The following is a 19010-nucleotide window of genomic DNA, read 5'->3' as shown; positions in this document are numbered from 1 at the left end:
GACTTCACAAGCAGCAAGCCCGCTCCAGCGGGCTTTTTTTTTGCACCCACCACAAGCTCGGCAGCAAGGGCTGGGCAGGGTTTTTAGGGGCTGCCCCTAAAATTGTTCGCGCATGCCCCTGATCACCCTTATCCTCCTCCCCTTCATCGGCAGCCTGCTGGCGGCAGTGTTGCCCGCCAATGCCCGCAACACCGAGTCCACGCTCGCCGGGCTCATTGCCTTGTTCTGCACCGTGCAGGCGGCGCTCTACTTCCCGCAGATTGCAGACGGCGGCGTGCTCCGGCAAGAGCTGGCTTGGCTGCCCGCCCTGGGACTGAACCTCGTCATCCGCATGGATGGCTTTGCCTGGATGTTCTGCATGCTGGTGCTGGGCGTGGGCAGCCTGGTGGTGCTGTATGCGCGCTACTACATGTCGGCCGCCGACCCGGTGCCACGCTTCTTCTCGTTTTTTCTGGCGTTCATGGGAGCGATGGCGGGTGTGGTGCTGTCGGGCAACATCATCCAGATTGCGTTCTTCTGGGAGCTGACCAGCCTGTTCTCCTTCCTGCTGATCGGCTACTGGCACCACCGCAAGGATGCGCGGCGCGGTGCGCGCATGGCGCTCACGGTGACCGGCACAGGGGGGCTGGCCATGCTGGCGGGCATGCTGGTGCTGGGCCACATCGTGGGCAGCTACGACCTGGACCATGTGCTCGCGGCCGGGCAGCTCATCCAGAACCATCCGCTGTACCTCACGGCCCTGGTGCTGATACTGCTGGGCGCGCTCACCAAAAGCGCACAGTTCCCGTTCCACTTCTGGCTGCCCCACGCCATGGCTGCGCCCACGCCCGTATCGGCCTACCTGCACTCGGCCACCATGGTGAAGGCCGGTGTGTTCCTGATGGCCCGGCTGTGGCCCGCACTGTCGGGCACGGAAGAGTGGTTCTGGCTGGTAGGCGGTGCGGGCCTGGCCACGCTGCTGGTGGGCGGTTACGCGGCCATGTTCCAGAACGACCTCAAGGGCCTGCTGGCCTACTCGACCATCTCGCACCTGGGCCTCATCACCCTGCTGCTGGGCCTGAACAGCCCGCTCGCTGCCGTGGCCGCCGTGTTCCACATCATGAACCACGCGACCTTCAAGGCCTCGCTGTTCATGGCCGTGGGCATTGTGGACCATGAAAGCGGCACGCGCGACATACGGCGCCTGTCGGGCCTGCGCAGGATGATGCCCATCACCGCCACCCTGGCCATGGTGGCCAGCGCGGCCATGGCGGGCGTGCCGCTGCTCAACGGCTTCCTGTCCAAGGAAATGTTCTTTGCCGAGACGGTGTACGTGAACACCACGCCGATGCTCGAATGGCTGCTGCCCGTCGCCGCCACAGTGGCCGGCATGTTCAGCGTGGCGTACTCGCTGCGCTTCACGGTGGATGTGTTCTTTGGCCCACCCGCTACCGACCTGCCGCGCCCGCCCCATGAGCCGCCGCACTGGATGCGCGTTCCTGTCGAACTGCTGGTGCTGGCCTGCCTGGTGGTGGGCACGCTGCCCGCCTGGTCGGTGGGTGCCTACCTGGCCGCCGCCGCACGGCCCGTGGTGGGCGGCGAGCTGCCCACGTACAGCCTAGCGGTGTGGCATGGCTTTAATACCCCGTTTGTAATGAGCCTGGTGGCATTGGGCGGTGGCATTGCGCTGTATGCGCTGCTGCGGCGCCAGCGCGCGCGCGGCATGCTGGATGCACCGCCCCTCATGCACCACCTGAGCGGCCAGCGCATGTTTGAGCACCTGCTGGCCGCCCTCACGCTGGCGGGCCGCAACGGCCGCCGCCTGCTGGGCACCAGCCGCCTGCAGTGGCAGATGCTGTGGCTGGCCGCAGCGGCCCTGGTGGCGGGTACCCTGCCCCTGTGGGCGCGGGGACTGCCAATTGGCGACCGCGTGCAGTTGCCACTGTCGCCCACGTTTGCGCTGCTGTGGCTGCTGGGCGCCGTGTGCGCCGTGGCGGCGGCCTGGCAGGCCAAGTACCACCGACTGGCCGCACTCACACTGCTGGGCGGCGCGGGCCTGTGCGTGTGCCTGACCTTTCTGTGGTTCTCGGCGCCCGACCTTGCGCTCACACAGATCGTGGTGGAGATCGTGACCACCATCCTCATCCTGCTGGGCCTGCGCTGGCTGCCCCGCCGCGACGAAAGCCTGCGTGTGCCCACCCTGGCCGAAGAGCGCCGGACCCAGCTGCGCCGCTACCGGGACTTGGCACTGGCGTTGAGCGCGGGCGCAGGCATGGCGCTGTTGTCGTTCGCGATGATGAGCCGCCCCTTCCCCGACAGCACCTCCACCTTCTTCCTGGAGCGCGCCCTTACCGACGGGGGCGGCACCAACGTGGTCAACGTCATGCTGGTGGACTTCCGGGGCTTTGACACCTTTGGCGAGATCGTGGTGCTGGGCATCGTGGCGCTCACGGTGTATGCGTTGTTGCGGCGCTTCCGCCCCGCGCGCGAAGTGATGGACCTGCCACCCCAGCAGCGCGCCCTGCCCGCCGATGTGGACACCGACCTGACCAACCCGCGCCAGACTGCCGACACCGCCGTGGGCTACCTCATGGTGCCCGCCGTGCTGGTGCGGCTGATGCTGCCCTTTGCCACGCTGGTCGCGGTCTACCTCTTCATGCGCGGGCACAACGAGCCCGGCGGCGGCTTTGTGGCGGGGCTGGTGTTCTCGGTGGCGCTGCTGCTGCAGTACATCGTCTCGGGCACGTCCTGGGTCGAGGCCCACCTGCCGCTGTACCCGCGCCGCTGGATCGGCGTGGGCCTGCTGGCGGCATTAGCCACGGGCCTGGGCGCCTGGGCCTGGGGCTACCCCTTCCTCACCAGCCATACAGCGCACTTTGCGCTGCCGGTGGTGGGCGAGATCCATGTAGCCAGCGCGCTGTTCTTCGACATCGGCGTGTTCACCCTGGTGGTGGGCTCCACCATGCTCATCCTCACCGGCATTGCCCACCAGTCGGTGCGCAGCCACCGCTACAACAATGCGCGCGCCGACGACGAGGCGGCAGAACAAGCCGCTGCTGCCACAGCGCCCACCACCCGGGGAGAAACTGCATGGAACTGATACTGGCCCTGGCCATCGGTGTGCTCACCGGCTCGGGTGTGTGGCTGCTGCTGCGCCCACGCACCTTCCAGGTCATCATGGGCCTGTCGCTGCTGTCGTACGCAGTCAACCTCTTCATCTTCAGCATGGGCCGCCTGGGCCTGGCGATTGACAAGGAGCCCGTACTGCAGCCCGGCCTGCCGCAGGACCTGGCCCACTATGCCGACCCCATGCCCCAGGCGCTCACACTCACGGCCATCGTGATCGGCTTTGCCATGACGGCGCTGTTCCTGGTGGTGCTGCTGGCATCGCGTGGCATGGCGGGCACTGACCATGTGGACGGCACCAAGGGTAAAGACGTGCAGGAAATGCCATGACGGGAGGCACCAGCATCACCGCATCGATCACCGCGTGGTTGATGCCGCACCTGATCCTCGCGCCCATCGCGCTGCCCCTGCTCACAGCCGGGCTCATGCTACTGCTGCGCGAAGAGCGCCAGCGCACCAAGGTCACGCTCAACATCACCTCGACCTTTCTGGGCCTGGTGGTGGCCGTGCTGCTGCTGGTCCAGGCAAAGGACCCCAGCCTGCCCGGCGGCCTGGGCGTGTACCTGCCCGGCAACTGGCCCGCGCCATTTGGCATCGTGCTCACCATCGACCGGCTCTCGGCCATGATGCTGGTGCTCTGCAGCACCGTGGCGCTGGCTACCGTGCTGTTCTCTGCGGCGCGCTGGCACCGCGCGGGCGTGCACTTTCACCCACTGTTCCAGTTCCAGCTCATGGGGCTGGCCGGTGCATTCCTCACCGCCGACCTGTTCAACCTGTTCGTTTTCTTTGAGATCATGCTGGCCGCCTCCTACGGGCTGCTGCTGCATGGCTCGGGGCGCCCACGCGTGTCTGCCGGGCTGCATTACATTGCCATCAACCTCGCAGCCTCCTCGCTGTTCCTGATTGGCGTGTCGATGCTGTATGGCATCACCGGTACGCTCAACATGGCCGACCTGGCGCAGAGCATTGCAGGCATTGCGCCTGCAGACCGGGGCCTGCTGCATGCAGCGGCGGCCATCCTGGCGGTGGCTTTTCTCATCAAGGCCGCTGTGTGGCCGCTCAACTTCTGGCTGGTACCCGCCTACAGCGCGGCCACGGCGCCCGTGGGCGCACTGTTTGCGCTGATGACCAAGGTGGGGGTGTACAGCGTGCTGCGGCTGTGGACGCTGTTGTTTGGCCCCGAGGCCGGTGAATCGGCCCAGTTTGGCAGCCAATGGCTGATTGGCGGGGGCCTGCTCACCATGGCCTTTGGCGCCATCGGCATGCTGGGCTCGCAGCGCCTGGGGCACCTGGCAGGCTTCAGCGCCGTCCTGTCGTCGGGCACGCTGCTGGCTGCCGTGGGCTTCGGCCAGAACCTGCTCACAGGCGGGCTGCTGTACTACCTGCTCAGCTCCACGCTGGCGGTGAGCGCTCTCTTCCTGCTGACCGACCTGATCGACCGCTGGCGCAACGACGGCTCCAACCTCGCACCCTACGAGCAGACCGACGACGCGCCGTTCCTGTCGGCCGATCTGGTGCCCACAGAAGGCATGAACCTCGACGACAAGGAGGAGGCGCTCATCGGCGAGGTGATCCCTGCGGCCGCTGCCTTCCTGGGTCTGGCCTTCATCGCCTGCACGCTGGTCATTGCGGGCCTGCCACCGCTGCCAGGGTTTGTGGGCAAGTTCGCCATGGTGCATGCGCTGCTCAACCCGCTGGGGCTGGGCGCATCCAGCGGGTTCCAGCTGGGCGCGGCGGGCTGGACGCTGGTGGCCCTGCTGGTGGCCTCGGGCCTGCTGGCGCTGGTGGCCTTGACCCGTGCAGGCATCCGCCATTTCTGGGCCGCACATGATCGGTCGGCCCCCAAGCTGCTGGTACTGGAAGGCTTGCCGATTGCCCTGCTGCTGGGTGCCTGCGCGGCGCTGGCCTGGCAGGCCGGCGCTGTGATGCGCTACACCCAGGCAACGGCCGACGCATTGCACGCGCCCGCTGGCTACATGCGCGCGGTGATGACCGCTGAGCCCGTGCCCAACCCGCCCCAGCCTGCCACCACACCAGGGGGCAACCTGCCATGAAGCCAGAGCCCCTTCCCACATCCACATCGCCCCGGCCCTTCAAGCGGCTGGTGCCCGCGCCCCTGCTGTCGCTGGCGCTGCTGGGCCTGTGGCTGCTGCTCAACCGCAGCCTGAGTGCCGGGCATTTTGTGCTGGGCAGCGTGCTGGCGCTGGCGATTCCGCTGCTCACGGCCGGGCTGCGCCCGCTGCCGGTGCGCGTGCGCAAACCGGGCGCCGTGCTGCGCCTGGCCTTCACGGTGGTGGCCGACACCACCCGTTCCAACCTGGCCGTGGCCCGCCTGCTGCTGGCGCCCGGCCGCAGGCGCCACCCTGCAGGGTTTGTGCACATCCCGCTCGATGTGCGCGACCCCAACGCGCTGGCCGTGCTGGCCATGATCGTCTGCATCACCCCCGGCACCGCCTGGGCCGAGCTGTCGCTGGACCGCAGCATGCTGCTGTTGCACGTGCTGGAGCTGGACGACCCCGCCACCGTGATCGCCGACGTGAAGCGGCGCTACGAGGCCCCTTTGATGGAGATTTTTGAATGACCCCGATACTGGATTGGGCCCTCCCCATCGCCCTGTTCATGCTGGCACTGGCCATGGGCTGCGCGCTGGTGCGCCTGCTCAAGGGCCCCTCCGCACAAGACCGCGTGCTGGCGCTCGACTGCATGTACCTGAGCGGCATGCTGGTGATGCTGGTGCTGGGCCTGCTGTATGGCAGCAAGAACTACTTCGAAGCTGCGCTGCTGCTGGCGCTGTTCAGCTTTGTGGGCAGCATGGCCATGGCCAAGTTTCTGCTGCGTGGCGAGGTGATCGAATGACTGAAGCCGCTACCACTGCCGCTGCCGTGCTGCCGCTTTGGCTTGAAATCATCGTGGCCTTGCTGGTGCTGGCGGGCGCCGGGCTGGCCCTGCTGGGCTCCACCGGCTTGCTGCGCCTGCCCACGTTTTTCGAGCGTGTGCATGCGCCCGCCATCATCGCCACGCTGGGCTGCTGGCTGATCATGCATGGCACCGTGCTGTACTTCTCGGTGGCCGACCGCAGCCTGGCGCTGCATGCGCTGCTGATCGCCGTGTTTGTGGCGATCACGGTGCCGATCATGTCGATCTTCTTGATGCGCGCGGCGCTGTTCCGCGCGCGGCAGATGGGGCTGGACGTGCCGCCCAGCCTCAGCCAGCCCAAGGCACCCGCAGAAGGCAAAGACTCCTGATTTGATAGCTGCTTGCGCTTGATGGACGCGCGCAAGCAGCCATTTTTACTCCTACTTTTGGTCTGAAGATCCAAAACCGCCGCCGCCCGGCGTGTGGATTTCAAACACATCGCCCGGCAGCATTTCGGCCTGGCCGATATGGTCCAGCAGCTCCACCCGGCCATCGCTGCGAACCACCTTGTTGATACCCACAGCGCCCGGCCGGCCGCCCGCCATGCCAAACGCGCCATGGTGGCGGCCGTTGGACAAAATGCTGGCCGTCATCGGCTCCAGAAAGCGCACGCGGCGGATGCCACCGTCGCCACCTTTCCACTGCCCGGCACCGCCCGATCCCTTGCGGATCTCGTAGCCCTCCAGCCGCACGGGGAAGCGGAACTCCAGCACCTCTGGGTCCGTCAGGCGCGAGTTGGTCATGTGGCATTGCACGACGCTGGTGCCTGCAAAACCGCCAGTGAGCTGCCCGTTGGCATCCCACACGCCGCCCGCGCCGCTGCCCCCCGAGATGGTCTCGTAGTACTGGTAGCGCGTGCTGCCAAAGGTGAAGTTGTTCATGGTGCACTGCCCCGCCCCCATCAGGCCCAAGGCGCCATACAGCGCGTTGGTGATGCAGGTGGAGGTCTCCACATTGCCCGCCACCACCGAGGCTGGGGGGTTGGGGTTGAGCATGCTGCCCGGCGGGATGATCACGTTGAGCGGCTTCAGGCACCCCGCGTTCAGCGGAATGTCGTCATCCACCAACGTGCGGAACACATACAGCACCGCCGCCATGCACACCGCCGTGGGCGCGTTGAAGTTGTTCGTCTGCTGCTCGCTGGTGCCGGTGAAATCGATGGTGGCGCTGCGGCTTTCTGCATCCACCTTCACGGCCACGCTGATCTGCGCGCCATTGTCCAGCGGCACCGTGAACGCGCCGTCCTTCAGCCGTGTGATGACGCGGCGCACAGATTCCTCAGCGTTGTCCTGCACATGGCGCATGTAGGCCAACACCACATCCAGGCCAAACTCGCCCACCATGCGGCGCAGCTCCTGCTGGCCCTTTTCGTTGGCGGCGATCTGCGCGCGCAGGTCGGCCATATTCTGTTGCGGGTTGCGGGATGGATATTCGCCGCTTTCCAGCAGCGCAATCATCTCCGCCTCGCGCAGCACACCGCGCTCCACCAGCTTCACATTGTTGATCTGCACGCCCTCTTCCTCGATGCGCGTGGAGAACGGCGGCATGGAGCCAGGCGTTGTGCCGCCCACATCGGCGTGGTGGCCCCGGCTGCCGACGTAGAACGTGGGCTCGGCCTCGTTGGCGATGTAGACCGGCGTGATGACCGTGATGTCCGGCAGGTGCGTGCCACCGTGGTACGGGTCGTTGAGCACGAACACATCGCCAGGCTGCATGCGGCCCGCGTTCTCGCGGATCACCGTCTTGATGCTCTCGCCCATGGAGCCCAGGTGCACGGGCATGTGCGGTGCGTTGGCAATCAGGTTGCCCGCCGTGTCGAACAGCGCACAGCTGAAGTCCAGCCGCTCCTTGATGTTCACCGAATACGCCGTGTTCTGCAGCTGCAGGCCCATCTGTTCGGCAATGTTCATGAACAGGTTGTTGAACACTTCGAGCAGCACCGGGTCCACCGTGGTGCCCACGGCGTGTTGCACGGCACGGGCCACGCGGCGGTTGAGCAGCAGGTGGTCCAGGTCGGTCAGCTCGGCCTCCCAGCCGGGCTCCACGATGGTGGTGGCGTTCTTCTCGGCAATGATGGCCGGGCCGGGAATCACATCGCCGGGGCGCAGATCCTCGCGCACCACCAGCGCGGCGTCGTGCCATGCCGCAACGCCATCGATGCCGCCGGTGTACATGCGCACAGTGCTGCGGCGCGGCACCTCGCGCGCAGGTTGCAGCGTGTGGCGCGGCTCCACGGGCGCATCGCCGGGCACCACGGCCTCGACGGAAACGGCCTCCACCACCAGGCCCTTGCCCTGCATGAGGAACGCAAAACGCTGGCGGTAGGCGTTCTCGAACGCGGCGGTGATTTCGGCCAGCGAGCCAAATGGCACGATGAGTGCGGAGTCGCTGCCCTCGTAGCGCACATGCACGCGGCGGTGCACCACGGCTGTGCCCGCGCCCACCTGCTGGCGCTCCAGCTCGGTGCGCGCGGTGGTGGCGAGTTGGTCCAGCGTGGCTTCGATGCCTGCGAGCGCTTCGGGCGCGAGCTTGGTTTCCACCGCCTGTTCACGGATCACGTTCTGGTCCGCCAGGCCCATGCCGTAAGCACTGAGCACGCCCGCCAGCGGGTGCACAAACACGCGCGTCATGCCCAACGCATCGGCCACCAAACAGGCGTGCTGACCGCCCGCGCCGCCAAAGCACTGCAGCGTGTAGCGCGTCACGTCGTAGCCGCGCGCCACGCTGATCTTCTTGATCGCATTGGCCATTTGCTGCACGGCAATCTGAATGAAGCCGTGGGCCACATCCTCGGCCTTGCGTCCGGTCTGTGTGGCGAGGCCTTCAAACTTCTGTGCCACCGCATCGCCATCCAGCGCCTCGTTCGCAGCGTGGCCAAACACCTTGGGGAAGTGCGCGGGCTGGATCTTGCCCACCATCACGTTCGCATCGGTCACGGCCAGCGGGCCGCCCCGGCGGTAGCTGGCGGGGCCGGGGTTGGCGCCCGCGCTTTCGGGGCCGACGCGGAAGCGTGCGCCATCAAAGCCGAGGATGGAGCCGCCACCGGCCGCCACGGTGTGGATACTCATCATCGGGGCGCGCATGCGCACGCCCGCCACCTGGGTCTCGAATTCGCGCTCGAACTCGCCCGCGTAATGGCTCACGTCGGTGCTGGTGCCCCCCATGTCAAAGCCGATGACCTTGTCGTGGCCTGCCAAACCGGCGGTGCGGGCCATGCCGACGATGCCGCCTGCGGGGCCCGACAGGATCGCGTCCTTGCCCTGGAACACCTGCGCGTCCGTCAGCCCGCCTGACGACTGCATGAAGAACAGCTTCACGCCCGGCATTTCGCTCGCCACCTGGTCCACATAGCGGCGCAGGATGGGCGACAGGTACGCATCCACCACCGTGGTGTCGCCCCGGCTCACCAGCTTCATCATGGGGCTGGTGGCGTGCGATGCACTCACCTGCGTGAAGCCCACCTCCCGCGCAATCCGGGCCGCAGCCTCTTCGTGGGCGGTGTAGCGGTAGCCGTGCATGAACACGATGGCCGCGCTGCGCAGGCCTGCGTCGTAGGCGGCCCACAGGCGTTCCTTGAGGTGGGCTTCGTCCAGCGGATCGATCACCTCGCCCCGTGCACCCACACGCTCCTGCGCCTCGATCACGCGCTCATACAGCAGCTCGGGCAGCACGATGTGGCGGTCGAACAGACGCGGGCGGTTCTGGTAGGCGATGCGCAGCGCATCCTTGAAACCCTTGGTGGTGATGAGCAGCGTGGGCTCGCCCTTGCGCTCCAAGAGCGCGTTGGTGGCCACGGTGGTGCCCATCTTCACGCACTCCACCAGCTCGGGCGTCACGGGTTCGCCGGGCTTCAAACCGAGCAGGTGGCGGATGCCTGCGACAGCCGCATCCTTGTACTGCTCGGGGTTCTCCGACAACAGCTTGTGCGTGACCAGCGTGCCGTCCGGCCGCTTGCCCACCACGTCGGTGAAGGTGCCGCCCCGGTCGATCCAGAACTGCCAGCGGGACATGGGTGAAACTTGGTGGGACATGAATAACTATCTTTTTGATAGCTACCAGCGCTTATCAGATAAGCGCTAGAGCATGGTTTTATTCAAAATTCTGCGCCAATCAAAGGGATGCCGCCGAGCGCGCCGCCTGGTCGTACATGCCTGAGAGCACACGCAGCAACCGGGCCAGCTCGCCGATGTCGCGGTTCAGCGCGTCGTCGGCTTTCAGGGCGTCGATAAGGCAGCTCTCGCGGATCTCGCGGTAGCGCTGCACGTAGGCACGGCCCACATCGGTGGCGGCGTAGGTGACTTCCTTGCCGTTCTTTTGCGAGGCCACGACGCCCAGGTTCTGCAGCTTTTTCAGTGCGTAGTTCACCAGGTGCGTGTCTTCCACATTCATGATGAAGCAGATGTCGGCCAGGCGTTTGTCGCGCGCGCGGTGCGTGACATGGTGCAGCACCACCACGTCGAGCGGCGTCAGGTCCTTGAGACCCGCCGCCGCCATGCAGTGCACCACCCAGCGGTGGAACGCGTTGCCCGCCACGATGAGGCCGAACTCGAACTCGCTCATCTCTGCGCTCTGTGCCGACACCAGGTGTGCCGATGACACGATGGGGCCGGAGTCGGTTTTGGCCTTGGGCTTGGCGTCAGATTTCATGGCGGATTCGGGCCTGCGGGTTCAGTCATTGGCACGGGATATGCATGGGGCATTGTAGGCAAGTCGATGGTAATTTGTTGGCAATTTGTCAGCGTTTAGGCAAAACACCTATCGCAATCGGATCGGCTTCCGATACAGTGATTTGTTACATCCAACCTTGTACATCCAACCCTGCGGAGCAATATCCATGAAGCGTCGAATCTTCCCCGTGACCGCACTCGCCCTGACCCTGGCGGCGGGCCTGTCTGCAACCTCGGCATTCGCTCAGACCAAGTGGGATCTGGCGGCCGCCTACCCAGCCACCAACTTCCACACCGAGAACATGGTGCAGCTGGCCGGCGATGTAGACAAGGCCACGGGGGGCAAGCTCAAGATCACGGTGCATGCCAACGCCGCACTGTTCAAGGCCCCCGAAATCAAGCGCGCGGTGCAAGGCGGCCAGGCGCAGATGGGTGAGATCCTGCTGGCCAACTTCCAGAACGAATGGCAACTGTTTGGCGTGGACGGCCTGCCGTTCCTGGCCGATAGCTACGACGCCTCCAAGAAGCTCTACGCCGCGCAAAAGCCGTTCCTGGAGAAGAAGCTGGCCGAACAAGGCATGGTGCTGCTGTATGCCGTGGCCTGGCCCCCACAAGGCATCTACACCAAGAAGCCGCTGGCCTCGGCTGCCGACCTCAAGGGCATCAAGTGGCGCGCCTACAGCCCCGCCACCGCCCGCATTGCCGAGCTGGTGGGCGCACAGCCTGTGACGGTGCAGGCCGCAGAGTTCTCGCAAGCCCTTGCCACGGGTGTGGTCGAATCGACGATGACCTCGGGCGCCACCGGCGTGGACAGCAAGCTGTACGAGCACCTCAAGTTCTACTACGACACCCAGGCCTGGCTGCCCAAGAACGCCGTGCTGGTGAACAAGAAGGCGTTTGACGCGCTGGACAAGCCCAGCCAGGATGCCCTGCTCAAGGCCGGTGCCGACGCCGAAGCACGTGGTTGGGCTGCCAGCGCCAAGGTCAACACCGACACCATCGCCAAGCTCAAGGCCAATGGCATGTCCGTGGAAGCGCCGCCCGCCGCACTCAAGGCCGACATGGCCAAGGTCGGCGACACCATGCTCAAGGAATGGCTGGACAAGGCCGGTCCTGAAGGCAAGGCGCTGATCGACGCCTACCGCAAGTAAGCCCGGGCACCTGCGCAATGCGTCGTCTGCTGGACTTTCTGTACGACAGCGCCGCCGCCCTGGCGGCGCTTTTCATGGTCGGCCTGCTGGGCATGGTGCTGCTGTCCATCGCCAGCCGGCAGTTCCACTTCCACGTGCCGGGCACCGATGCCTATGCGGGCTACCTGATGGCGGCTGCGGGTTTTCTGGCGCTGGCCCACACCTTGAAGCGCGGTGAGCACATCCGCGTCACGCTGCTGCTCAACTTTTTGAAGGGCGGCGCCAAGAAAGCCTTTGAGATCTGGGCCCTGGCCATTGCCACGCTGCTGGCCGTGCTGTTTGCGGTGTACAGCTGCAAGCTGGCTTGGCAATCGCACGAGTTCCACGACATCTCCACCGGCAGCGATGCCACCCCCCTGTGGATTCCCCAGATCGCCATGGCCGTGGGCACGGTGATTCTGGCCATCGCCTTCATCGACGAGCTGGTGCTGGAGGTGATGAACAAACGCGCCGAAGCCCATCCCGGCGAAGCCTTGCGCAATGAATAAGACAACCAGGTCCACCTACCATGAGTGATCTCGCCATTACCGGCCTGCTGGTCCTGTCGCTGTTCCTGATCCTGGGCAGCGGTGTGTGGATCGGCCTCACCCTCTCGGGCGTCGCCTGGATCGGCATGCAACTGTTCTCGTCGCGCCCAGCGGGCGATGCGATGGCGGTGACGATCTGGGGCAGCGCCTCCAGCTGGACCTTGACCGCCCTGCCCCTGTTCATCTGGATGGGGGAAATCCTGTTCCGCACCCGGCTGTCGCAAGACATGTTCAAGGGGCTGGCCCCCTGGGTGCAGGCGCTGCCGGGCCGCCTGCTGCACACCAACGTGGTGGGCTGCACGATTTTTGCCGCCGTGTCGGGGTCGAGTGCCGCCACCTGCGCCACCATTGGCAAGATGACACTGCCCGAACTGACACGCCGGGGCTACCCTGAGCACATGGTGGTGGGCACCCTGGCCGGTGCCAGCACGCTGGGCCTCTTGATCCCGCCGTCGATCATCATGATCGTCTACGGCGTATCGGCCGAAGTGTCCATCTCGCAGCTGTTCATTGCGGGCGTGCTGCCGGGCATTCTGCTGGCGGCCTTGTTCTCAGGCTACATCATGGTCTGGGCGCTGCGGCACCCCGACCAGATTCCCGCCGCCGACGTGCGCCTGACCTTTGCGCAAAAGCTGGCCGAGTCGCGCAGCCTGATCCCTGTGGTGCTGCTGATTGCAGCGGTGCTGGGCAGCATCTACACCGGCTTTGCCACGGCCACCGAAGCCGCAGCCGTGGGTGTGGTGGGCTCGCTGGTGCTCTCGGCCGTGCAGGGCTCGATGAGTTGGAACACATTCAAGGAATCGCTGATGGGCGCCACGCGCCTGTACTGCATGATTGCGCTGATCCTGGCCGGTGCCGCGTTTCTCACGCTGTCCATGGGCTATATCGGTCTGCCGCGCCACCTGGCTGAATGGATTGCGTCGCTGGGGCTCAACAAGGCCCAGCTCATTGCGGCGCTCGCAGTGTTCTTCATCATCCTGGGCTGCTTCCTGGACGGCATCTCCATGGTGGTGCTGACCATGGGTGTGCTCATGCCCACGGTACACGCGGCAGGCATCGACCCCATCTGGTTCGGCATCTTCATCGTGCTGGTGGTCGAGATGGCGCAGATCACACCGCCCGTGGGTTTCAACCTGTTCGTGCTGCAAGGCATGACCGGCCGCCAGCTGCCCTGGATCGCCAAGGTGGCCCTGCCCATGTTCCTGCTGATGTGCGCGGCCGTGGCGCTGCTCTACATCTTCCCCAGCATCGTCACCTGGCTGCCGCAGCAGATGGCGGCGCGCTGAGCCGCCAGCATGCGAAACGGGTGTGGTCCAGACCAGGGCCGCTCCGTTTTGCGCTTTGGGAGAAGGCGCGAAGCGACCCAGGGGGACTTCATTTGCTGTGACAATCCCCCCATGCTCAATGTTCTGGCCATCTGCATCGGCGCCTGTGTGGGCGCACTGGCGCGCTGGCGCCTGGGCCTGTGGCTCAGCCCGGGCGGCTTGATTCCCTGGGGAACCCTGGCAGCCAACCTGGTGGGCGGTTATCTCATCGGCGTGTGTGTGGCTGTTTTTCACGCCCTGCCCCAGATCGATCCTGTCTGGCGGCTGGCCTTGGTCACGGGTTTTCTGGGCGCACTCACCACGTTCTCCAGCTTCTCGGCCGAGGTGGTTGAAATGTTGATGGTCCAACGCTACGCCATGGCCCTGGGCACTACAGCACTGCACCTGTTCGGGTCGCTATGCCTGACGGCGCTTGGCATACAAAGTGCTTCATATTTCATAGCAGCTCGCGCATTGTAGACTTGCCCACGGGCCCATTTTCTCTACACCTCATCCTCCATTGCATTACGCTGCCCAAGCCGGTGGCCGCAGCATTCGCCCCACCCCTTTTCCCCCTACAGACCGACACGAAGAGTCTCTTATGGACGCCAATACCCAACTCAACGAACGCCGCCTGGCCGATGCCTGGGCGGAACTGCAGAACCACGCAGTCAACGGCAACCCCTTGCACGCAGACGCTTATCGCCTCGCGTTTGCCGACCCGGAATTCCTGTTCCGCCGCGAGACACGCGGCATCCGCTTTCAGCTGGAAATGCTCAAGCCCGACCTGGGCCAGGCCGAGCAAGGCATCGAGAACACCGTGGTGGTCTACGGCAGCGCCCGGTTTGTGGCACCCGACGAGGCCGCAGCCCAGTTGGCCGAGGCCGAGGCCAGTGGCGACGAGGTGCGCCTGCAGCGTGCCCAGCAGGCCGTGCGCAACGCCCGCTACTACGACCTCGCCCGCCAGTTCGCCAAGGTGGTGGCGGAATACAGCGAGCACCAGCGCCCCGCAGACCGCATCTACATCTGCACGGGCGGCGGCCCCGGCATCATGGAGGCCGCCAACCGGGGTGCCCACGAAGCCGGTGCACTGAACGTCGGCCTGAACATCGCCCTGCCCCACGAGCAAAGCGGCAATCGCTTCATCTCGCCCTCGCTCTCCTTCAAGTTCCACTACTTCGCGCTGCGCAAGATGCACTTCATGATGCGCGCCAAGGCATTGGTGGCCTTCCCGGGGGGTTTTGGCACGCTGGACGAACTGTTTGAGGTGCTCACGCTGGTGCAGACCAAGAAGGCCAAGCCCGTGCCCATCGTGCTGTTTGGCACCGACTACTGGAGGCGGCTGATCAACTTCGAAGTGCTGGTGGAAGAAGGCACGATCTCCGCCCAAGACCTCAAGCTCTTTCACTACACCGACGACCCGCAAGAGGCGTGGGAGCTGATCAAGTCGTTCTACCAGCTGTAGGCACTTCTTCTACAAGCGCCGGACGGCAAGCGGCACTCAGCCCGGCCCCTGCCCCGGCTGTTTTTTCTCGCCCCCGATGCGCCACGCCAGCCGGGCGCCGCCCAGGCCTGCGGCGCCCACCCCCCAGAACAGGCCGCTCACGCCAATCACCGCCCCGGCCGATCCGAACATCAACGGCATCAGCACGCTGGATGCGTTGATGGCCATGAGGCGCAGCCCCAGCGCTTCGCCCTGGCGATGTGAGGGCGTGATCTGGTGCAGCAGGCTCATCACCATGGGCTGCCCCGTGCCCAGCACGAGGCCCAGCAACACCGAGCACAACCCCATGGCCCAGGCGCTTTGCAGCATGGGGTACACCGCAAACAACACGGCCGTCACCAGCATGGCGCCGGCCATTACGCCCCGCTCGCGCAAGTGCTTGGCCACAAAGGGCATGAGCACGCGGATCACGGTGGCCGCAATCGCAAACGCCCCGAAGATGGTGCCGATGACCGCCGCCGACAAGCCGCGCTCATGCCCCAGCAGCGGCACCGCAAAGGCATGCACATCCCAGCACGACGAGATGAGCCAGTTCACGATGAGCAGGCGGCGAAACGGTGGGTCGTTCAGCAGATCCCACGCGCGCTGTGGCGGGCCATCTTTGGCGGAGGCTGCAGCCGCAGCGGGCAGATCCTGCGTGCTGCGCACACACCACCAACTGACCAGGGGCAGCAACGCCAGCAACGCAAAGGCCGCGCGGTAGCCTTCCAGGCTGCCCGGGGTGGTACCCGCATGGTCGATGGCCAGCCCCGCCGCAAATGGGCCGATGAAGTTGGACACCGCCGGGCCTATCGACAGCCAGCTGAACACCTGCTTGAGTTCGGTGGCGTCATGCACGGCGCGGCCCGCGTGGCGCTGCACGGCAATGGTGGCGCCCCCTGCGCCCGCCCCTGTCATCAAGGCCGCAACGCACAAGACCGCATAGGTCGGAAACACCACCGCCAGCCCTGCGCCCATGCACGCCACAGCCACCGAATAACCCATCGGGCGCTTGAGGCCGTGGCGGTCTGCAAACCGGCCCGCAGGAAGGGCCAGAAACACCTGGGTGAGCGCGAACAGCGCCACCAGAAACCCCACCGCCGCCACGCTGTAGCCCTCGCGCAGCGCGAGCAGGGGCGCGGCCAGCCGCATGCCAGCCATGCTGCCGTGCACACAGATCTGCGCGGCAATCAGCCGGGCCAGTGCCCAGTTCACAGCGGATCGTCCTCGGGGTCCAGCCCCGGCAACGGCACGGTGGTGGCCCCTGGCGCGGGAAGGTCCTGCACATCCCGCAGGCGCTTCTGGATGGCGCGGGTGCGCACGCCCACCTCGTCAAACTTCTTGGCGGCGGCGTCGATGGATTTTTTGGTGGCCTCGACCACGTCGCCAAACTTGGCGAACTCGGTCTTGACCATGCCCAGAAGGCTCCACACTTCTGACGAGCGTTTTTCAATCGCCAGCGTCTTGAAGCCCATCTGCAGGCTGTTGAGCATGGCGGCCAGATTGGCCGGGCCGGTGATCATCACGCGGCAGTCGTTCTGCACCGCTTCCACCAGGCCGGGACGGCGCATGACCTCGGCAAACAGGCCTTCGGTGGGCAGGTACAGCACGGCAAAGTCGGTGGTGTGCGGGGGCGAGACGTACTTGGCGAAGATCTTCTTGGCTTCGAGCTTGATCGAGGTCTCGAACGCATTGCCCGCAGACAAGATGGCCGCCTTGTCGGCCGCGTCCTGCGCATCCATCAGGCGCTGGTACTGCTCCACCGGGTACTTGGAGTCGATGGGCAGCCACACCGGGTGCTCGTCGCTCTTGCCCGGCAGGCGGATGGCAAACTCCACCAACTCATCGCTGCCTGGCACGGTCTTGACGTTGCGCGCGAACTGCTCGGGGGTAAGCACGTTGTCGATGATGGCGCCCAGCTGCATTTCGCCCCAGGTGCCGCGCGACTTCACGTTGGTCATCACACGCTTCAAGTCGCCCACGCTGCCGGCCAGGGTCTGCATCTCGCCCAGGCCCTTGTGCACTTGTTCGAGCCGGTCGCTCACCAGCTTGAAGGATTCGCCCAGGCGCTGCTCCAGCGTGGCGTGGAGCTTTTCGTCCACCGTGCGGCGCATTTCTTCGAGCTTGGTGGCGTTGTCGGCCTGGATGGCGGCCAGGCGCTCGTTGAGCGCGGTGCGCAGTTGTTCGGCATTGTGCTGGCTACCCTGCACCAGCCCGGTGAGCTGCTGCGACACCGCGTCTTGCAGCACCGCAAACTGGTTCTTGATCTGAAAGCTGTTGGCTTCGAGCTGGTCTTTGAGCGCTTGCGACATCACCCCCAGCTGCGACTGGGTGTCGCTCTTGAGCGAATCGAGCGTGAGGCGCGTGGCTGCGTCCAGGGCCGTGAGGCGCTGCTCCAGCCGCGCCTCGAACACGCCAAAGGCGGCCAACAGCTCGGCACGGCCGTTGCGCGATTCGGCCACCGCCTGCGTCAAACGCTCATCGACCGCGTGGCGCAGCCCCTCCAGCGTGGTCTGCGTGGTTTGGGTGAAGCCGCGCAGTTGCTGGCCCATGCCATCCAGCGCGCCATCGTTCTTGGCCACGGCCAGCTGGGTGGCCTGGGTGGTGCGCTCCAGTGCCTGCAGGCGGGCCAGCCATTCGGGCGGCAAATCCACGCGGGGGCGGCGCAGCGCCAGCAGCGTGAGCGCGATGAACACCAGGGCCAGTGCGGCCAGCAGAACGAGGGTATCGGTAGTCAAGGAAGGATTACTATGGTTTCGATAGCTGCCAGCGCTTATCTATCAAGCGCTAGCGGCCAATTTCTCTTAATAAATCCGGCGTTACTGCGCCCGCAGGCCAGGCACGGGCTGGTTCACCGGAGTGAGGGGGGCACGCCCGCCCAAAAAGGCGATCAGGTTGTCCGCCGCCAGGTTGGCCATGGCGCGGCGCGTGGGCACCGTGGCGCTGGCGATGTGGGGCGTGAGCACCACGTTGGGCACGGTGAGCAGATCGGGGTGCACGCTGGGCTCGCCTTCAAACACATCCAGACCCGCCGCGGCAATGCGGCCTTCGCGCAGCGCCACGGCCAGCGCCGCGTCGTCCACAATGCCGCCACGCGCAATGTTGATGAGGGTGGCCGTGGGCTTCATCAGCGCCAGTTCGGCCGCGCCAATGGTGTGGTGCGAGGCTGCGCTGTACGGCACCACCAGCACCACATGGTCGGCCGTGCGCAGCAAGTCTTCCTTGCCCACGTAGGTGGCCTTGCATTCGGCCTCCAACTCGGCCGACAGGCGTGAGCGGTTGTGATAGACCACCTTCATGCCAAAGCCGTGCGCGCCGCGCTTGGCAATGCCCTGCCCGATGCGGCCCATGCCGATGATGCCCAGCGTGCTGCCGTGGATGTCGCTGCCCGCGAACATGTCGTAGCTCCACTTCGTCCACTTGCCAGCGCGCAGGTAATGCTCGCTCTCGGTCATGCGGCGCGCCGTGGCCATCAAGAGCGCAAAGCCGAAGTCGGCCGTGGTCTCGGTCAGCACGTCGGGGGTATTGGTGCCCAACACGCCCGCCGCCGTCATCGCGTCCACATCAAAGTTGTTGTAGCCCACGGCCATGTTGGCGCAGATTTTGAGACGCGGCGCCGCAGCCAGTAACGCGGCATCCACGCGCTGGCTGCCGGTGGTCAGCACTCCGTCCTTGTCCGCCAAGCGCGCGGCCAACTCGGCTGGGGTCCAGATCACGTCTTCGGGGTTGTCCTCCACGTCGAAGTGCGCGCGCAGGCGGTCCACGATGTCGGGGAAGATCGCTCGCGCGACCAAGATGCGGGGTTTGCTCATGAATCT

General features: G+C 65.7%; 16 protein-coding genes. 11 read left to right on the top strand and 5 right to left on the bottom strand.

What is annotated here, in order from left to right; translation table 11 throughout:
- The first annotated feature begins 112 nt into the window (after positions 1-112).
- Genes ACSQ22_RS00415 through mnhG form a run of 6 tightly spaced genes read left to right on the top strand, consistent with a single transcriptional unit; the run spans position 113 to position 6350 of the window.
- Positions 113-3079, top strand: coding sequence for a monovalent cation/H+ antiporter subunit A (locus ACSQ22_RS00415; protein WP_436129074.1), 2967 nt, complete (start codon positions 113-115; stop codon positions 3077-3079).
- Positions 3070-3435, top strand: a complete 366-nt coding sequence (locus tag ACSQ22_RS00410; protein ID WP_063460563.1) for a Na+/H+ antiporter subunit C — start codon at positions 3070-3072, stop codon at positions 3433-3435. Before ACSQ22_RS00415 ends, ACSQ22_RS00410 begins: the two co-directional genes overlap by 10 nt.
- Complete coding sequence (locus tag ACSQ22_RS00405; protein WP_436129073.1) at positions 3432-5159, top strand: monovalent cation/H+ antiporter subunit D; 1728 nt, start codon at positions 3432-3434, stop codon at positions 5157-5159. The genes ACSQ22_RS00410 and ACSQ22_RS00405 overlap by 4 nt, the downstream gene beginning before the upstream one ends.
- The gene (locus ACSQ22_RS00400; protein WP_436129072.1) at positions 5156-5686 is read left to right on the top strand and encodes a Na+/H+ antiporter subunit E; all 531 of its coding nucleotides are present in this window, start codon (positions 5156-5158) and stop codon (positions 5684-5686) included. The genes ACSQ22_RS00405 and ACSQ22_RS00400 overlap by 4 nt, the downstream gene beginning before the upstream one ends.
- On the top strand, positions 5683-5961 hold the full coding sequence (locus tag ACSQ22_RS00395; RefSeq protein ID WP_094290927.1) for a K+/H+ antiporter subunit F: 279 nt from the start codon (positions 5683-5685) through the stop codon (positions 5959-5961). Before ACSQ22_RS00400 ends, ACSQ22_RS00395 begins: the two co-directional genes overlap by 4 nt.
- Complete coding sequence (gene mnhG, locus ACSQ22_RS00390; RefSeq protein WP_436129071.1) at positions 5958-6350, top strand: monovalent cation/H(+) antiporter subunit G; 393 nt, start codon at positions 5958-5960, stop codon at positions 6348-6350. Before ACSQ22_RS00395 ends, mnhG begins: the two co-directional genes overlap by 4 nt.
- A 51-nt stretch (positions 6351-6401) precedes the next feature.
- Here the strand turns inward: mnhG and ACSQ22_RS00385 are convergent, their stop codons facing one another.
- Entirely contained in the window at positions 6402-10052 is a 3651-nt protein-coding gene (locus ACSQ22_RS00385; RefSeq protein WP_436129070.1) for a hydantoinase B/oxoprolinase family protein, read from the bottom strand.
- A 79-nt stretch (positions 10053-10131) separates the two neighbouring features.
- A complete protein-coding gene (locus tag ACSQ22_RS00380; RefSeq protein ID WP_055402539.1) occupies positions 10132-10668 on the bottom strand; it encodes a winged helix DNA-binding protein in 537 nt (178 codons plus the stop codon).
- A gap of 187 nt (positions 10669-10855) precedes the next feature.
- Between ACSQ22_RS00380 and ACSQ22_RS00375 the strand changes: the two genes are divergently transcribed.
- From ACSQ22_RS00375 to ACSQ22_RS00355, 5 genes are all read left to right on the top strand, one after another.
- On the top strand, positions 10856-11839 hold the full coding sequence (locus ACSQ22_RS00375) for a TRAP transporter substrate-binding protein (RefSeq protein ID WP_121506099.1): 984 nt from the start codon (positions 10856-10858) through the stop codon (positions 11837-11839).
- Between the two features lie 17 nt (positions 11840-11856).
- Positions 11857-12366, top strand: a complete 510-nt coding sequence (locus ACSQ22_RS00370) for a TRAP transporter small permease (RefSeq protein ID WP_055402543.1) — start codon at positions 11857-11859, stop codon at positions 12364-12366.
- 20 nt (positions 12367-12386) lie between these two features.
- Positions 12387-13691, top strand: coding sequence for a TRAP transporter large permease (locus ACSQ22_RS00365; protein ID WP_436129069.1), 1305 nt, complete (start codon positions 12387-12389; stop codon positions 13689-13691).
- A gap of 111 nt (positions 13692-13802) precedes the next feature.
- Positions 13803-14189: a fluoride efflux transporter CrcB gene (crcB, locus tag ACSQ22_RS00360; protein ID WP_055402547.1), complete on the top strand. Its 387-nt coding sequence runs from the start codon at positions 13803-13805 to the stop codon at positions 14187-14189.
- Positions 14190-14310: 121 nt separating this feature from the next.
- On the top strand, positions 14311-15174 hold the full coding sequence (locus ACSQ22_RS00355; protein WP_055402549.1) for a TIGR00730 family Rossman fold protein: 864 nt from the start codon (positions 14311-14313) through the stop codon (positions 15172-15174).
- A gap of 36 nt (positions 15175-15210) precedes the next feature.
- Here ACSQ22_RS00355 and ACSQ22_RS00350 read toward each other — a convergent pair whose 3' ends face one another.
- From ACSQ22_RS00350 to ACSQ22_RS00340, 3 genes are all read right to left on the bottom strand, one after another.
- Positions 15211-16407, bottom strand: a complete 1197-nt coding sequence (locus tag ACSQ22_RS00350) for an MFS transporter (protein ID WP_218300011.1) — start codon at positions 16405-16407, stop codon at positions 15211-15213.
- Positions 16404-17930, bottom strand: coding sequence for a DNA recombination protein RmuC (rmuC, locus tag ACSQ22_RS00345; protein ID WP_436129068.1), 1527 nt, complete (start codon positions 17928-17930; stop codon positions 16404-16406). Before rmuC ends, ACSQ22_RS00350 begins: the two co-directional genes overlap by 4 nt.
- A gap of 81 nt (positions 17931-18011) precedes the next feature.
- A complete protein-coding gene (locus ACSQ22_RS00340) occupies positions 18012-19004 on the bottom strand; it encodes a 2-hydroxyacid dehydrogenase (RefSeq protein ID WP_436129067.1) in 993 nt (330 codons plus the stop codon).
- Positions 19005-19010 lie beyond the last annotated feature (6 nt).

Source organism: Acidovorax sp. LjRoot38 (genome assembly GCF_964252975.1).
GTDB lineage: Bacteria > Pseudomonadota > Gammaproteobacteria > Burkholderiales > Burkholderiaceae_C > Acidovorax > Acidovorax facilis.
Note: the sequence above shows the minus strand (reverse complement) of the source record. Positions and strands in the feature narration are given on the sequence as shown.